We start from the raw sequence: 14,438 nt of genomic DNA on the forward strand, positions 1-14,438 counted from the left end.
AAATGGGCTGACAAAATCTTAGCGGTTTGATGGGAAGGGGAGAGCGTGCTGCCGGTCACGTGTGAGCCGGGACGGGGACAATTGTCGTGCGGAGTTTCAGTGTCATCTTGCCGGTCCGAAACGGCTGGCCATACGTCCGGGAGTGCGTGGAAAGCATCCTGGCGCAGACATGCCCCGATTTTGAGCTGATCGTTCTGGACAATCAGAGTACGGACAACACCGTTCCATGGCTCAAATCACTGGCTGACAGTCGCGTTCGGCTGCACTATTCGCCCGCCGCGTTGTCGATTGTGGATAGCTGGGCACGGGCCGTCGCCGTCGAGAAGCAGGAATACATGACCTTGATTGGTCATGATGATGCGCTCGATCCCGACTTCTTGCTCACCATCAATCGTACAATCGACCGGCATCCCGAGGCAAAGCTTTATCAAACCGGATCTCGGCTGATCGATTCGGTCGGCAAGACCATTCGAGGATGCCGGCCCGTTCCCGAACGAGAGACCCCGGCTCAGTATCTGCAGGGTCGGCTCACATATCAGCGGGACATCACCGGTACGGGCGTCGTCATGCGGTCGGCCGACTACGATCGTATCGGCGGAATTCCGCATTTCGAGCGGCTCTTTTTTGCAGACGATGCGTTGTGGCTGTCGTTGATGCGAGGCGGCTACAAGGCGTTCGATGCGGCCGAACTCTGTAGTGTCCGAATGCATGCGCGCAAGGAGTCCACAACTCAGCCGTCGTCCTGGCCATCCCTGCTGTTGGGGCTGAATCAGTTCGCGGATTTTGTCCAGGACTACGTCCGGTCGGATGCGGCCGCGCAGGCCGTAGTCGTGCAAAACTTCCCTGACTTCATGCGGCGATATCATAACAATCTGTACATTCTGGCGTTGCTCGAAGCATGCCAGAAGGGACACAAGATTGATCCCGAGACCGCAAACAGGTTGTTCGCATCGCTTGAGCGACGAGCACCTGCGGCCACTGCCTCGATTCGGCGCTCGTTGACGATCAGGTTAATCGAGGTGCTCAACGCCTCGCCGATGCGCAAGACGGCGCTTCCTTTCTGGGAAATGTATCGCCGGTTCTGGATGCATGCGCAGTAGGATGCGCCGACGGTCCGCCGTATTGTCACCGGCGGCGGATGGCGTCAGGCGGTGGTGGCGATTCTCCGACTTGCGCGCAAAAGCACGAAAATGACTGCGATCAAGCCTGCGGCAAAGGCCGCCAGGATACTAACGATAGCCCTCTTGGGCCAACTCGGCTCCTGCGGCAGACTCGGCTCGCTGAACACCACAGCTCGCGATACGCCACGCATTTTTCTAAGGACGGCAACAACGTCCGCGAAATCCAGGTGATTGGCGAGGATCAAATCCCTGACTTTCACCGCGACCTCATTTTGATTTTGTTGATTTTGGTTTTTCTGGTTCGCGTCAACCGCAGCCTGCACCCGATTCAACAGATCGTCCAGCACTTCTGAAACGGAATGCAATCGCAACTGAATTCGGCCAATATCCGCATTGACCTTTGACGGAGCGTCGGACGGAGGCTTTTCTGCGTCTATCCATGCGGAGATGAACGCATCGTTGATCTTCTGCGCGCGGCGAGGATCTCGATCCGAGTATTCAAGGCGAAATAGCTTGGCTGCTCCCTCAACATTTCCCGGCGCAACGACGATACGCCGATTGCGATCGAGTGCGTCCCGGAGTGCGTCGGATGCCTGCTCAGAGTCGCCAACTGCGCGACTGACGGCATCCAGCACCGGTGAGCTGCGCATGATCACGTCGGCACTACGGGCACCCGGTTCATCGAGGGTCAAATAGGCAACGCTCGTGTACCATTTCGGCGTGACGCTCGTGACTACAAATGCAGCGAGGCCCGCCAAAGCGGGGGCGATCAGAAGCAGTTTCAGGTTGCGCCAAACGATCTCGACGAAATCGCGAAGCGACGGGACGCCATTCGACGGAGCGCACGTAGGCCGCGCTGCTCCGGTTCTCGCATTGTCGGTGTCCAAGGCTTCTGCAGTCAAGTTGTGTCTCCAGCAGAGATCGAAACAGCCAAGGCGATGCGGCTTTTGCCAACTTCCGGTAGCCGGCAAAGGGTATGGTCGGCGTCTACTTGTCGCCGGTCGGTCGCGGCGCTTTTGTGCTCCAAGTCGTAATATTCAACTTTCGTCGCACCATCAACAGGCAAGCGACATCCATCGAGGCGAGGCAGAAGGCGGTGCTGCACGCCGCGCCGATGGCTCCGTAGGAGGGAACCAGCAGCAGATTGCCGATGACGTTGGCAATAGCCGTCGCTCCGATGATGTTGCGCATTTGCTTGCCGTGGCCGGTCATGATGAGCAGGGTTTCAACGGGGCCAATTGCGATCATGATCAGTTGTCCGAGCGCCAGGATGCGGAGTGGCCAGGCTCCCTGTTCGAACTGTGGACCGAAGAGGCCCAGAACGATCTCCGGAAAAATCAAAAGAGCCAGTATGACCGGGAGCGTGGCCGCCAGCATCGAGAACGTGCATTGACGCGCAAGCCGCGCCAGTGCCGCGTCGTTGCGCTGGGCATGCAGTGCCGCAAATTGCGGCCCTGCGACGCTGTTCACGGATGCCATCACAAAAGTCGTCGTGAGGATCGTGAGCCGGCGCGCGACACCGTAGAAGCCGACCTCGCTGGGATCGGCATAGCCGCCCAGAACCAAAATGTCGGTCCAGTTCATCGCGAGATATCCGAAGCTGACCAGCAGCAATGGCAGGCTGGTTCGTAGCAGCAGCCGTGTGTCGAAAGTGCCTTGCTGCCGCCAGATGCCGGGCATGCGGCGGCTCCAGGCCGCAACTGCGACGATCATCGCAGCGAAGGCCACCACAATGTAGGCGAGCACGACATCCTGAAAATCGATCGCGGCGACGCGCCACAGAACCACGCCTCCGATCAGCAATACCAGCGGAGGCAGCGCCGAATGAAACAAGGCGCCGGTCCCGGGAGCACCAATTCCCTTGTAGAATTCGGCCTGGATGGCTCGCACGGCGACAGGGGCGAACGACAGAACCAGCAGGGGAAGCATGGCCTGCAGCTCACCGGCTCGGTTCCCTCCGAGACCGATCATTGAAACGATCAACCATGCTGGAATGGCAATGATGATTGCGGCGCCGACCGCCAGCCCCAGGCTCTTTCGGTAGAGCGCCGCGAGGCTGGCCCGGTCGCCTTTATCGTTCGCGATGGCCGTGAAGCGCAGAACTGTGCTCTCCAGGCCGAGGCGGGAGACGGTCGCCCCGATATCAACAATGGTCGTCGAGATGAAGTAGAGGCCGACGCCGGAGGCGCCGATCATGCGGGCAAGCAGCACATTGAACAGGAATGAGAATCCCGCACCGGCAACCAGCGCGGAAAAAACACTGGCAGCCCCAATGGAGTTGCGGTTCAAGTACCGGCGAAATGTCTTCATTTGACTCCGAAAAAACGACGGCGCCCTGGCCGTCCGTCACATAGGCTTGCGCTGTTGTGGCTGGGAATCGAGAGCCGAAAGCGGATGCAAGCCCCTGCGATCGTCCGCAGCGGAACATACGGGCGGAAGAAACCGCCGACAAGAACTGAATCGGGTTGGCGATCGAGCGCCTCTTGTGTAGGTCAACAGCAAGGTGCGGGGTGCCGTATCGATGGATACAGGAACGGGCGTGCGGGATATCGGGATCATCTATCTTTGTCGCTTTGCCGAGGGAGAGCGACCGGTTCATCGTTTCCTCGAGAGCTATCTCGGTCATCCCGCTGGCCGAGATCACGACCTTATCGTGGTCTTCAAGGGGTTTCCGGATCGGGAAAGTCTGGTGCAGGCCCAGAGCCTGTTTGCAGGTGTTCCCATAAACGCCCTGGAGGTCGACGATCATGGATTTGACGTCGGCTCGTACGTGAAAGCGGCGAAGCTCGCGCCCAACCGCCGCCTCTTGTTCCTCAATACGTTCAGCCAGATCCGGGCTGACAACTGGTTAGAGCATTTCGATCGGGCCTTGGACCGCCCCGAAGTCGGTGTCGTCGGTGCGACGGGCTCCTGGGCGGCAAACACCGCCGGCCCGGAGGCGACGATGGTCTTCCTGGTGCGAAGGATGCTGGGCCTGCCGGCTCAACTTCATCAATCCGTCGAGCACGTGTCGCTTGACGGCGGCAACGCTCGCGCGGCGAGGGGAAGTGCCGCCAGATCGTATCTCTCCGCTCCATTCGATTACGTGGTCAGGTATTATCGCTTTGGACGGTTTCCCAACCCCCATCTTCGAACGAATGCGTTCATGATGGATCGGGCTCGCTTCCTCGCGCTGGACCTGCCAAGCTTCACATCGAAATCCGATACTTACGGATTCGAAAGCGGCCGCCGTTCGATGACGAAGCAAATCCTGACACAGGGCTTACAGCCCGTTGTCATCGATCGGCAGGGCAGGGTATATCGAATACCGGAATGGAAGCTGTCTTCCACATTCCGGGTGGGCGAGCAGGAAAATCTTGTCGTTGCGGACAACCGCACAGCGAACTTCAGCGAGGCGAGCCCTGCCCATCGCCAATATCTGGAGAAGCTCAGTTGGGTTCATCCCTGGAACTGGGACAATGACAGGCCCCCGCCGCCCAGATTTAGTTAATCAAGGCGTCCGGGCAGCCGCACACCCGCTGGCAGATTGAGGCCGGCCGTAGCCCAAAAGGTACCTTGCGGGCCGCGTGCATTGACGAGAACAATCGATTAATGCTCCGGTATTGACAATCCGCGTCGATTTGAACCACTACCACCCCGATAGTAGAAGCACCGGATACCACTTGTGAAAGCCGTTATTCTAGCAGGCGGCCTTGGAACCAGAATTTCCGAGGAGACTTCCGTCAAACCGAAACCGATGGTCGAGATTGGCGGCCGGCCGATCTTGTGGCACATCCTGAAGCTGTATTCCGCGCATGGCGTGAATGATTTCGTGATCTGCTGCGGCTACAAGGGCTACGTGATCAAGGAGTATTTTGCGAACTACTTCCTTCATATGTCCGACGTCACGTTCGATATGACGCAGAACCAGATGGAGGTTCATCAGCGCAAAGCCGAGCCTTGGCGCGTCACGCTGATTGACACCGGCGAGGACACCATGACCGGGGGCCGGTTGAAGCGCGTCGCCGACCATCTGAGGGACGAAAAGGCGTTTTGCTTTACCTATGGCGATGGTCTCAGCGACGTCGATATCCGTGGTTCGATCGACTTCCATCACCGCCACGGCAAGCTCGCGACGATTACCGCTGTAACTCCGCCTGGACGATACGGTGCGCTGCAGCGGTCGGGAGACCAGGTAACGGCATTTGCCGAAAAGCCCCGCGGCGACGGCGCCGTGATCAATGGCGGCTTCTTCGTGCTGTCGCCCGCCTGCATCGATCTCATTGCGGACGACCAGGTGTCCTGGGAGAACCAGCCTTTGACCGAGCTCGCCGCGCGCGGCGAGTTGATGGCCTATCCGCATCATGGCTTCTGGCAACCGATGGACACGCTCCGCGAAAAGAACCTGCTGGAAGAACTGTGGGCGAGCGGCAAGGCGCCGTGGAAGATCTGGTAGATGACCGGGCAGATCAATCCCGATCCTTCATTCTGGACGGGCCGGCGTGTCCTGCTGACGGGACACACCGGCTTCAAGGGGGCATGGCTCGCGCTCTGGCTGCACCGGCTCGGTGCGCGCGTGGTCGGCGTCAGCCTGCCGCCGTCCACGACGCCGAGTCTTGCTGCACTCGCCGGTATCGATGAACTGATCGAAGGTCATTCGATCGACATCCGTGACGCCGAACTGCTCGCGGAGTGCGTTCAGGCTGCCAAGCCCGAAGTGGCGTTGCACCTCGCGGCACAGGCGCTGGTACGGACGAGCTATCGCGAGCCGTTGCAGACGTTCGCAACCAACGTACAGGGCACCGCGAACCTGCTGGAAGCCGTTCGGGCAACGACGTCCGTGCGCGTGGTGGTCGCCATCACCACAGACAAGGTCTACCGCAACATCGAGGACGTCTATCCCTATCGGGAGACGGATGCGCTGGGCGGGCACGATCCGTACAGTGCCAGCAAGGCTGCCGCCGAGATCGTGATCGCCAGCTATCGCGATTCCTATCTTGCCAACGCCGGCGTGGCGCTGGCCTCGGCCCGCGCCGGCAACGTGATCGGTGGCGGCGATTGGTCCGACGACCGCCTGATCCCCGATGCGGTGCGTGCCTGGAGCTCGAACCAGTCCCTGATCGTGCGGCGGCCGGATGCGTTCCGGCCCTGGCAGCATGTGCTCGAGCCGCTGGCGGGATATCTACGGCTGGCCGAGCGCCTTTGGCTGCGCCCGGACCTCGCGGGTGCCTATAATTTCGGCCCTGATACGTCCGAAGCGGCCAGCGTCCGCACCGTCGTGGAACTTGCGCGGCATACCTACGGCAAGGGCGAGGTGACGTGGGGAGGGGGCCAGGAAGGGCCTCATGAGGCTGGCTGGCTTGCCCTGGAGACGGCGAAGGCCCGGCACACGCTCGGCATTGCGCCGCGCTGGCAGCTTGGACAATCGGTCGAACGGACGTTGACCTGGTACCGGCGCTGCGAGGAGCGGCAGGACGCGCGAACCCTCTGCCTGCAGGACATTGCGGATTTCGAGATGGCCGCGCGGAGACCGTCCGCATGAGCCGCTTCACGATCACCGACACGCCGCTTGCAGGCCTGAGGCTCGTCGAGCGCGGCCGGCTGTCGGACGCGCGCGGCTTTCTGAGCCGCCTGTTCTGCGCCGAGGAGCTGGCTGCGGCCGGCTGGAGCAAGGCCATCGCCCAGATCAATCAGACGCTGACACGTACGCGCGGCGCGGTGCGCGGCCTGCATTTTCAGCATCCACCGCACGCCGAAATGAAGCTCGTCAACTGCATCCGCGGCAAGGTATTCGACGTGGCGGTGGATTTGCGCCAGGGCTCGCCGACATTCCTGAAATGGCACGGTGTGGAATTGTCCGAGGACAACGGCCGCGCCTTGCTGATCCCGGAAGGGTTCGCGCACGGCTTCCAGACGCTGATGCCGGACAGCGAGCTGCTCTATTTTCACAGTTGCGCCTATGCTCCGGCGAGCGAGGGCGCGATTCACGTTGAGGACCCGCGCGTCGGCATCGCGTGGCCGTTGCCGCTGGCGGAGTTGTCAGAGCGCGACCGTCGCCATCCCCCGCTGCCGCCGTCGTTTGATGGGATAACATCATGAATTGTCGGCACTGCGCCGCAAGGCTCAAGCTCGAACTGATCGACCTCGGCAGCTCGCCACCGTCGAACGCCTATCTGTCCGCGGCAGGCCTGCTCGCGCCCGAGAAGACTTATCCGCTCAAGGTCATGGTCTGCGAGCAGTGCTGGCTGGTGCAGACGCTGGATTTCGCGCAGGCCGACGAGCTGTTCTCGGCGGAATATGCCTATTTCAGCAGCTTCTCGACGACCTGGTTGCAGCATGCCGAGCGATATGTTGCCGACATGGTGGAGCGTTTCCATCTGGGACGCGACAGCCATGTGGTCGAGATCGCATCCAATGACGGCTATCTGCTGCAATATGTGAAGGGCCGCGGCATCCCCTGTCTCGGCATCGAGCCGACCGCCTCCACGGCGCGCGCCTCGCGCGAGAAGGGGATCGAGACGCTGGAGGAGTTTTTCGGCGCCGAGGTCGGCGCCCGGCTCGCCGCCGCGGGCAGGCAGGCCGACCTGATGGCCGCCAACAACGTTCTGGCTCACGTACCTGACATCAATGACTTCCTGTCGGGCTTCACCAATCTGCTCAAGCCAGACGGCGTTGCGACCTTCGAGTTTCCGCATCTGCTGCGGCTGATCGAAGAAAACCAGTTCGACACGATCTATCACGAGCACTTCTCCTATCTGTCGCTGACGGCGTTGGAGAAGATCTTCCGCCACAACGGGCTCGCAATGTTCGATGTCGAGGAGCTGCCGACCCATGGCGGCAGCTTGCGCGTGTTCACACAACGCGCGGCATCCGGCAGCCACGCGGTCACCGGCCGCATCGCGCAGCTCCTGGTGCGCGAGTCCGCCGCAGGACTTGCTTCCGCGGCCGGCTACAGCGGTTTCCAATCGCGCGCCGAAAAGGTGAAGGATGACCTGCTCGCCTTCCTGATCGAAGCGAAGCGCGCGGGCAAGCGCGTGGCCGCCTATGGCGCGGCAGCCAAGGGCAACACGCTGCTGAATTTTGCCGGCGTCCGCCGCGACCTCATCGCTTATGTGGTCGATCGCAATCCGGCGAAGCAGGACAGGTATATGCCCGGCAGCCGGATTCCGATCGTCGACGAAGCAAGGTTGCTCACCGAGCGGCCCGACTACGTCGTGATCCTGCCGTGGAATCTGAAGTCCGAGGTGATGGACCAGTTGCGAGGCGCCGGGTTGTCCGACACGCGGTTCGTCACCGCGGTGCCGGCGCTGGATATTGTCTGAGCGGGCAGTGGCGATGACACGCCTCTTGCAGTGGACGGTCTGATGAAGGTTGCTGTTACCGGCGCACGAGGCTTTGTCGGCCGGCATGTGCTGGCCGAGCTTGCCCGTCACGATGTCGAAGTCGTCGCCAGCGGACGGCCCGGAGGCGCGTTGGCGGGATCGGGGACGGCAAAGCTTCGGTGGCTGCCGCTCGATCTTGCCGATCCGCCGGCTGATTGTTTTGCGGCGCTCGATCGCGCGGACGTGTGGCTGCATCTCGCCTGGGGCGGCTTGCCCAACTATCGCTCGCAATATCACGTCGAGACCGAGTTGCCCCGCCACGTTGCCCTGCTCGAGAACGCCGTCCGCAATGGCCTATCCACGCTCGTGGTTGCCGGCACCTGTCTCGAATATGGCTTGCAGTCGGGAGCGCTTGCGGCCGCAGCCGAGACACGCCCGACCACGCCTTACGGGGCGGCCAAGGACACTCTCCGCCGGCGATTGCAGGCCCTGCAAGCCGACTGCCCCTTCCGCCTGACCTGGGCCCGGCTGTTCTACATGTATGGTGACGACCAGCCTGCAACATCGCTGTGGCCGTCCCTGAAAGCCGCCGCCCTCGCGGGCCGGGCGGAGTTTCCGATGTCCGGCGGCGAGCAACTGCGCGACTATCTGCCCGTCGAGGAGGTCGCGCGCCGCCTGGTGGCGCTTGCGCTCGCGCCGGCCGAGCGTGGACCGGTGAACGTCTGCTCGGGCCAGCCGATTTCGGTCCGCGAGTTCGTCGAAACCAAAATAAGGCAAAACGGCTGGAGCATCAGGCCCCGATATGGCGAACTGCCCTATACGGACTACGAGCCCATGGCATTCTGGGGGGAGGCTCCGGCGTCCGTGTAAGTCGATCGGCTGGCATCGGGCTGGCATTCTCAGTCGATCATCTGCTATGGCCACCTGCGGTGTGGGCAGGGGTCGGAGCAAATCTTGATCAGGTTTAGCGTTATATTGCCTGTCCGGAACGGGTGGCCTTACGTCGAGGAGTGCGTCAACAGCATCCTTGCGCAGACCTATCCACATTTCGACCTGATCGCGCTCGACAATTGTAGCACGGACGCGACCGTCGAATGGCTCAGGAGCAGGAATGATCCGCGCATTCGCATCTGCACCTCGACGGTGTCGTTGTCGATCGTCGATAGCTGGGCCCGCGCCATGCATGTCGAACGGCACGAGTACATGACGCTGATCGGTCACGACGACAAATTCGATCCGGATTTTCTCGAGACGATCAAGAACCTGATCGAGCGTCATCCGGAGAGCTCGCTCTACCAGACGGGCGGCCGCTTGATCAATTCGCAGGGAAGGACGGTTCGTTCCTGCGTGCCTGTGCCTGAGATCGAGACTGCAGCTCAATACCTCAAGGCCCGCTTTACGTTCAATCGCGACAACTTTGGTACGGGCTTCGTCATGCGATCGGCAGACTATGATCGCGTCGGCGGAATACCGCCGTTCGAACGGTTGTCTTTCGCGGATGACGCGTTGTGGCTCGCGCTGGTCGGCTCCGGAAGCAAGGCATGCGATCCAGGCGAACACTTTTCGATACGGGTGCATGCCGGGAGCGAGTCGGCGTCGCTACCCTCGTTCTGGCGCCTGATCATTTCGGGCCTCGCCTCGCTGACGGAGTTTCTGAGCGGCTTCGTCCGGACCAATGCCGAGGCGCACGAGATCTATCGAGACTATGGTCCAGACTTCATGCTGACCTATCATCGCAACGCGATGATCATGGCGCTGGTCGAGGCCTCGGAGGCGGGCCAGCGTATTGATAGCACCACGATCGATCGCATCCGCGCCTCACTGATGAAGAGTGCACCCGATCAGGTCGGGAAGCTCTTCCGTTCCCCGAAGGTTGCCGTCATTGCCGCGCTGAATGCGTCGCCGCTGCGATCCGTGCTACCGGTGCTTTGGAGCCTGTATTCCCGCCTCAAGACTCGCTCTTGAGCTGGTGACCTGAGTGGCCGGAAAGCGCCTTCGAGACGATCCGCGAACCATGGCAAGCTGCTTCTGCATCATCGTGAGCTATCGACCGGACGTCACGCGGTTGGCCGAGCTGTGTAGGACTCTTGTTGCCGGGGGCGCCGCTGTCATCGTCGTTGACAATACCGAGCAGCCGTCATTCGAGCCGAGCCGCATGCCCGAGGGGTGCACACTGGTTCAGCTTGGCTACAACTCTGGCATCGCGCATGCCCAGAATGTGGGCGTGAGAGCCGCGCTCGAGGCGGGGGCTGAAATCCTTCTGTTCCTCGATCAGGACTCGAAGGTCGAGGCGGGATTTGCCGCATCGCTGATCAGTTCGCTCGACCCGTCGGTCGCCGAGGTCGTCTCGCCGCTTTGTGTGGACGAGGCCACCGGAATGCCCCTGGCGGCCGAGGATCTTGGCCGATTTGGATGGTCGAAGGGGGTCTATCAATCCGGGGCCGTGACGCGCTATCCCGTTGATATATCAATCTCTTCCGGGATGGCTGTGACGCGCCGGGCGGTCGAGAGCGTGGGGCCGTTCGATGAAGAATATTTCATCGATTTTGTCGACACCGATTGGTGCCTCCGCTGCCGGGAAAAGCGGATTCCGATCTACGTGGATCCCAGCGTGGTCATGAAGCACACCATCGGCAGCCGCCATTTCAATGTGGGCCCCCTTGGCATCGCGGTCCACGGGCCGCGGCGCTGCTACTATCAGATCAGGAATTGCTTTCTTCTCTTTCGGAAGCGTCACGTTCCGTTCTTGTACTCGCTCAAGCAATTGCTGGGGACGCTGGTGAGCCGGGCCATTCTGATGCTCTTCGTCGAGGGGCGCCTTGCCTATCTGAAGGCATACCTCTCCGGCATCAGGGACGGCCTCATGGGGCGCACCGGGGCCGGGCCAGCCTGATCGCGGGTTTGCCTGGATGCAAACCACGACCCGAAGCGCAACGACGATTTATCCCAATCCCATCGCGCCTAGATCGAGGCAGTCGAGGTGGAGTAGCCCCGGGCTGCCAACGCCTCGGCGTGAGCTTCCGCGAACCTCTTGAGCTCGGTATCCGATTCGTAGGCCTGAGCGCGGTCCGCCCGAATGCTCTTGACCGCCTCCTCGATCCGGGAGCTGGATGCATTCAACTCGCAGAACGCGGCGGCTTCAGTGAGCCACCTGACGGGATCGCTCAACACCTCTTCGTAGCGCAGCGTCAGCGTGCGTTCACGCGGAAGGGCCGCAATCGCAATGTCGGCTGCGGCTGTGTACTCCTGCCAGAGCGAGAACGCATTCTCGAGCGACAGGCAGCGGGGCGAACTCGCAAAGCCGGCGCGGCGCGGGCGGACGAAAAAGAGCGCTCGATAGCGTTCATAGTATTGTTGCGCATCCCCGAGGATTTTGATCTCCCGGGTGCGCAGCGATTGGGCGACGTCGACGCCGTTTCTCTCGATCGACACGACCTTCGCGTCTGGAAAGAGCTTCAGCCACATTCCGAGTGTGAACGTGGTGCGTGGATCCTTCCAGCCCCAAGGCTCGTCGAGGTTCGCTATCCCACCCGACAGCAATCGCCGCGCCCCTAGAAACTGAATGGCTCGCGGGCTTGCCAGCATGTTTCGAAGATAGGTCTCGGTCCATCTGACTGCCTCGTCGCTATGCCAGAAGAAGTCCTTGAAGGGACCCGGATTGTCCCAGCGTCCACCGCACTGAGTCAGCAGCCAATCGTTGAGTTCCTGGAAGAACAATGCCTCGTTGTTCTCGTCCTTCCTTGTGCCGAAGAACATGCCGAGTTCTTCCAGCAGGCGTCCAAGCATGCTGGTTCCAGAACGATGCATTCCGATGAAGATCACGGGGGTGCGCATATGTGTCTCTGCCGCCTTTGCCTGCCCTCTGCGACCGTCGGTGTCACGTCGGTGAAAAGAGTTTCAGATAGTCGACGGTGTTGATCCGAAGTTTTTGCCTGACGATCCACCAGGAAATGATCTTCATCACCGATACCGCGAAGGCGGTGCTCATCGCCGAGCCTAGCGAACCGAACAGTGGCACCATCAAGACATTGCCTACCAGATTCAGTGCTGCCGAGAACATCATGTTGTTGCGCAGCAGCTTCTCGTGGCCGGTCATAATCAACAGGGATGTGACCTGTCCGGTCGAAACGTGGATCAATTGGGAGAGAGCAAGCAGCCGGAGTGACCAAGCGCCACCGACGAACTGCTCGCCGAACAGGCCGAGAATCTGTGCAGGAAATGCGAGGAAGATCAGGATCAGGGGGGACGTAATGACCAGCGTCCAGAACGAGCTCCGGCGGGCGAGGGCGTCGAGCTCGGCATGGTTGCCGCTGGCATGAAGAGCTGCGAATTGTGGCGCGACGACGCTGCCGATCGCGATCAGCACGAATGAGGCGGTGGCTGATATGCGAAGCGCTATGCCATAGATGCCAACCTGGTCGGTCGTGGACAGCATGCCGAGTACGATCGTGTCGGTCCAGGCCATGACGAGATTGAGGCTCATGACGATCAGGATCGGCAGGCTGGTGCGCAGCAGGACCGCAGTCGAGAACTTTGCCTTTTGCCAGACGTTCTCGATACTCATCCTCCAGCGAAGGAAGGCCAAAACAACTGCAGCGAGGAATGCGCAGGTATAGGCAGCGAGAATGGAGTGAATCGTTGCGATGCCGTTCCAGGCAAGGAACAGCGACAGCAGTAGAATGATCGACTGTGGAAGCACGGTCTGGGTAAAAACGGCAGTCCCGGGTCGTCCGATGGCTTTGAAGGACTCGGTTTGTACCGCCAGCATCGTGACCGGGATCAGGGCCACCATCAAAACGGGCAGGAGCGCGACAAATTCGTCATGCTGGCTCGTTCCGATCGGCGCGTAACTCAGGATCAACCAGGCCGGCAGGATCATGACGGTCGCCGATGAAGCCGCGATTCCCACGCATCTGCGATATACTGTCGCAACAGTCGCGGGCTCGGCGGAGTTGTGCGCGATCGAGATGAACTTCAGCGCCGCATTTTCCAGCCCTAGCCGCGATACCGTCGAAAAAATCTCGATGCTTGTCACGCAGAGAAAATACAGGCCGAGATCCGAAGCCCCAACCAGCTTCGCGAGCAGGAAGCTTACCAGCAACGACAGCGCGGCGCCGGCGATCTGCATCGAAAGAGCGAGAACGGCTCCGATCGAGTAGCGGTTCGCATACTTAAGGAAGCGGGTCGACGGGGGGCGCGCGTTCATCTTTGGAGCATGTGTCAAAAACGGGTTCGATAGCCGGACTTTGCTCGGCCAACAATGGGCTTATCATCCACTGGTTGCCAGCGGTCGGGGCGCGGCGCAACCCCCGTTTCGGGGACCAGCTTTGGCACGATCGCAGGGCGGTCTGGGCTCGAAAGGGCACTCGGGCTGCCTGCGGCGCAATGGGCGGTCAGGGCCAAGGTCGATGCTCACTGGCAGATGCTTGTTGACCATATTGAGACGGATCGGGTAGAGCCGCCAAAGTGGGAGTTGGGGTGGGCCAAGGGGGTCGCGCCCTTTCCTGCGCATTTTTACGCGTCTAGGCTGTAATCGAGAAAAGTAGCCTGAATCCAGCGGGATATGGTTTTTCGCGCCGCCAGGATTTGGCTTGATCTAATGTTTATCGTTATTGGAGCAGGCTTGGGCCCGGCGAGGCGCAGGATTTTCAAGAACGTCGTTTTGCTCACCCTGCATCTGGGCGAGCGACTTCTACTCGCTTTTGTCACTTTTGGGCGTGGCGGTGACACTGTTCCATCGGTTGCTGCTTTCGACACCCGTGTCATTCCACAGGTTCTCGCGGGGGGCCGAGCGGCTCGACCGCCGAGGGGCCGCGCTGGCCAAGTCTGACCGCCAAGTCCCGGGCTTCCGGAGAAAAAATAGGGCGCGACTTTGTGTCAATAGGTGTTTATCTGCTACGCGAGACCGATTAAACGGGTCCCGTGCCCCATCCCAACCAAGGTCCAATCCGCGTTGTCGTCCAGGGCGTTGGCTTTGAAAGCGTGTCCGTGAAAATGAGCCCGAGGCCCTACCAGA

At 60.9% G+C, this 14,438-nt stretch carries 13 protein-coding genes; 9 read left to right on the forward strand and 4 right to left on the reverse strand.

The window, feature by feature from the left end; translation table 11 throughout:
• The first annotated feature begins 86 nt into the window (after nt 1-86).
• Nucleotides 87-1,100 (forward strand): glycosyltransferase family A protein, encoded by a 1,014-nt coding sequence (locus VGR99_RS10940; protein ID WP_326898352.1) that lies wholly within the window; start codon nt 87-89, stop codon nt 1,098-1,100.
• 44 nt (nt 1,101-1,144) lie between these two features.
• Here the strand turns inward: VGR99_RS10940 and VGR99_RS10945 are convergent, their stop codons facing one another.
• Nucleotides 1,145-2,023: a Wzz/FepE/Etk N-terminal domain-containing protein gene (locus tag VGR99_RS10945; RefSeq protein ID WP_326898353.1), complete on the reverse strand. Its 879-nt coding sequence runs from the start codon at nt 2,021-2,023 to the stop codon at nt 1,145-1,147.
• 85 nt (nt 2,024-2,108) lie between these two features.
• On the reverse strand, nt 2,109-3,431 hold the full coding sequence (locus tag VGR99_RS10950) for a lipopolysaccharide biosynthesis protein (RefSeq protein WP_326898354.1): 1,323 nt from the start codon (nt 3,429-3,431) through the stop codon (nt 2,109-2,111).
• A gap of 211 nt (nt 3,432-3,642) precedes the next feature.
• Between VGR99_RS10950 and VGR99_RS10955 the strand changes: the two genes are divergently transcribed.
• The 8 genes from VGR99_RS10955 to VGR99_RS10990 all read left to right on the forward strand — a co-directional run bounded on the left by VGR99_RS10955 (nt 3,643) and on the right by VGR99_RS10990 (nt 11,315).
• Complete coding sequence (locus tag VGR99_RS10955; RefSeq protein WP_326898355.1) at nt 3,643-4,611, forward strand: hypothetical protein; 969 nt, start codon at nt 3,643-3,645, stop codon at nt 4,609-4,611.
• A gap of 174 nt (nt 4,612-4,785) precedes the next feature.
• A complete protein-coding gene (gene rfbF, locus VGR99_RS10960; RefSeq protein ID WP_326898356.1) occupies nt 4,786-5,556 on the forward strand; it encodes a glucose-1-phosphate cytidylyltransferase in 771 nt (256 codons plus the stop codon).
• On the forward strand, nt 5,557-6,642 hold the full coding sequence (gene rfbG / locus VGR99_RS10965; protein ID WP_326898357.1) for a CDP-glucose 4,6-dehydratase: 1,086 nt from the start codon (nt 5,557-5,559) through the stop codon (nt 6,640-6,642).
• Nucleotides 6,639-7,199 (forward strand): dTDP-4-dehydrorhamnose 3,5-epimerase, encoded by a 561-nt coding sequence (gene rfbC / locus VGR99_RS10970; protein ID WP_326898358.1) that lies wholly within the window; start codon nt 6,639-6,641, stop codon nt 7,197-7,199. The genes rfbG and rfbC overlap by 4 nt, the downstream gene beginning before the upstream one ends.
• Nucleotides 7,196-8,422: a class I SAM-dependent methyltransferase gene (locus VGR99_RS10975; RefSeq protein WP_326898359.1), complete on the forward strand. Its 1,227-nt coding sequence runs from the start codon at nt 7,196-7,198 to the stop codon at nt 8,420-8,422. The genes rfbC and VGR99_RS10975 overlap by 4 nt, the downstream gene beginning before the upstream one ends.
• Nucleotides 8,423-8,464: 42 nt before the next feature.
• Complete coding sequence (locus VGR99_RS10980) at nt 8,465-9,292, forward strand: NAD-dependent epimerase/dehydratase family protein (protein WP_326898360.1); 828 nt, start codon at nt 8,465-8,467, stop codon at nt 9,290-9,292.
• 84 nt (nt 9,293-9,376) lie between these two features.
• A complete protein-coding gene (locus tag VGR99_RS10985; protein ID WP_326898361.1) occupies nt 9,377-10,387 on the forward strand; it encodes a glycosyltransferase family 2 protein in 1,011 nt (336 codons plus the stop codon).
• A 49-nt stretch (nt 10,388-10,436) separates the two neighbouring features.
• Entirely contained in the window at nt 10,437-11,315 is an 879-nt protein-coding gene (locus VGR99_RS10990) for a glycosyltransferase family 2 protein (RefSeq protein ID WP_326898362.1), read from the forward strand.
• A 68-nt stretch (nt 11,316-11,383) separates the two neighbouring features.
• On the opposite strand, the gene VGR99_RS10995 is transcribed toward VGR99_RS10990, so the two are convergent.
• Nucleotides 11,384-12,256, reverse strand: a complete 873-nt coding sequence (locus VGR99_RS10995) for a sulfotransferase (protein WP_326898363.1) — start codon at nt 12,254-12,256, stop codon at nt 11,384-11,386.
• 43 nt (nt 12,257-12,299) lie between these two features.
• Nucleotides 12,300-13,628, reverse strand: a complete 1,329-nt coding sequence (locus VGR99_RS11000) for an oligosaccharide flippase family protein (protein WP_326898364.1) — start codon at nt 13,626-13,628, stop codon at nt 12,300-12,302.
• Between the last annotated feature and the right edge of the window lie 810 nt (nt 13,629-14,438).

It is taken from the genome of Bradyrhizobium sp., assembly GCF_035935975.1.
Lineage (GTDB): Bacteria > Pseudomonadota > Alphaproteobacteria > Rhizobiales > Xanthobacteraceae > Bradyrhizobium.

Excerpts from the sequence above, each read along its gene's own strand:
- VGR99_RS10950 (WP_326898354.1), bottom strand. The coding sequence starts at position 3,431 with ATGAAGACATTTCGCCGGTACTTGAACCGCAACTCCATTGGGGCTGCC.
- VGR99_RS10955 (WP_326898355.1), top strand. The coding sequence starts at position 3,643 with ATGGATACAGGAACGGGCGTGCGGGATATCGGGATCATCTATCTTTGT.
- rfbG (WP_326898357.1), top strand. The coding sequence starts at position 5,557 with ATGACCGGGCAGATCAATCCCGATCCTTCATTCTGGACGGGCCGGCGT.
- rfbC (WP_326898358.1), top strand. The coding sequence starts at position 6,639 with ATGAGCCGCTTCACGATCACCGACACGCCGCTTGCAGGCCTGAGGCTC.
- VGR99_RS10975 (WP_326898359.1), top strand. The coding sequence starts at position 7,196 with ATGAATTGTCGGCACTGCGCCGCAAGGCTCAAGCTCGAACTGATCGAC.
- VGR99_RS10980 (WP_326898360.1), top strand. The coding sequence starts at position 8,465 with ATGAAGGTTGCTGTTACCGGCGCACGAGGCTTTGTCGGCCGGCATGTG.
- VGR99_RS10990 (WP_326898362.1), top strand. The coding sequence starts at position 10,437 with ATGGCAAGCTGCTTCTGCATCATCGTGAGCTATCGACCGGACGTCACG.
- VGR99_RS10995 (WP_326898363.1), bottom strand. The coding sequence starts at position 12,256 with ATGCGCACCCCCGTGATCTTCATCGGAATGCATCGTTCTGGAACCAGC.
- VGR99_RS11000 (WP_326898364.1), bottom strand. The coding sequence starts at position 13,628 with ATGAACGCGCGCCCCCCGTCGACCCGCTTCCTTAAGTATGCGAACCGC.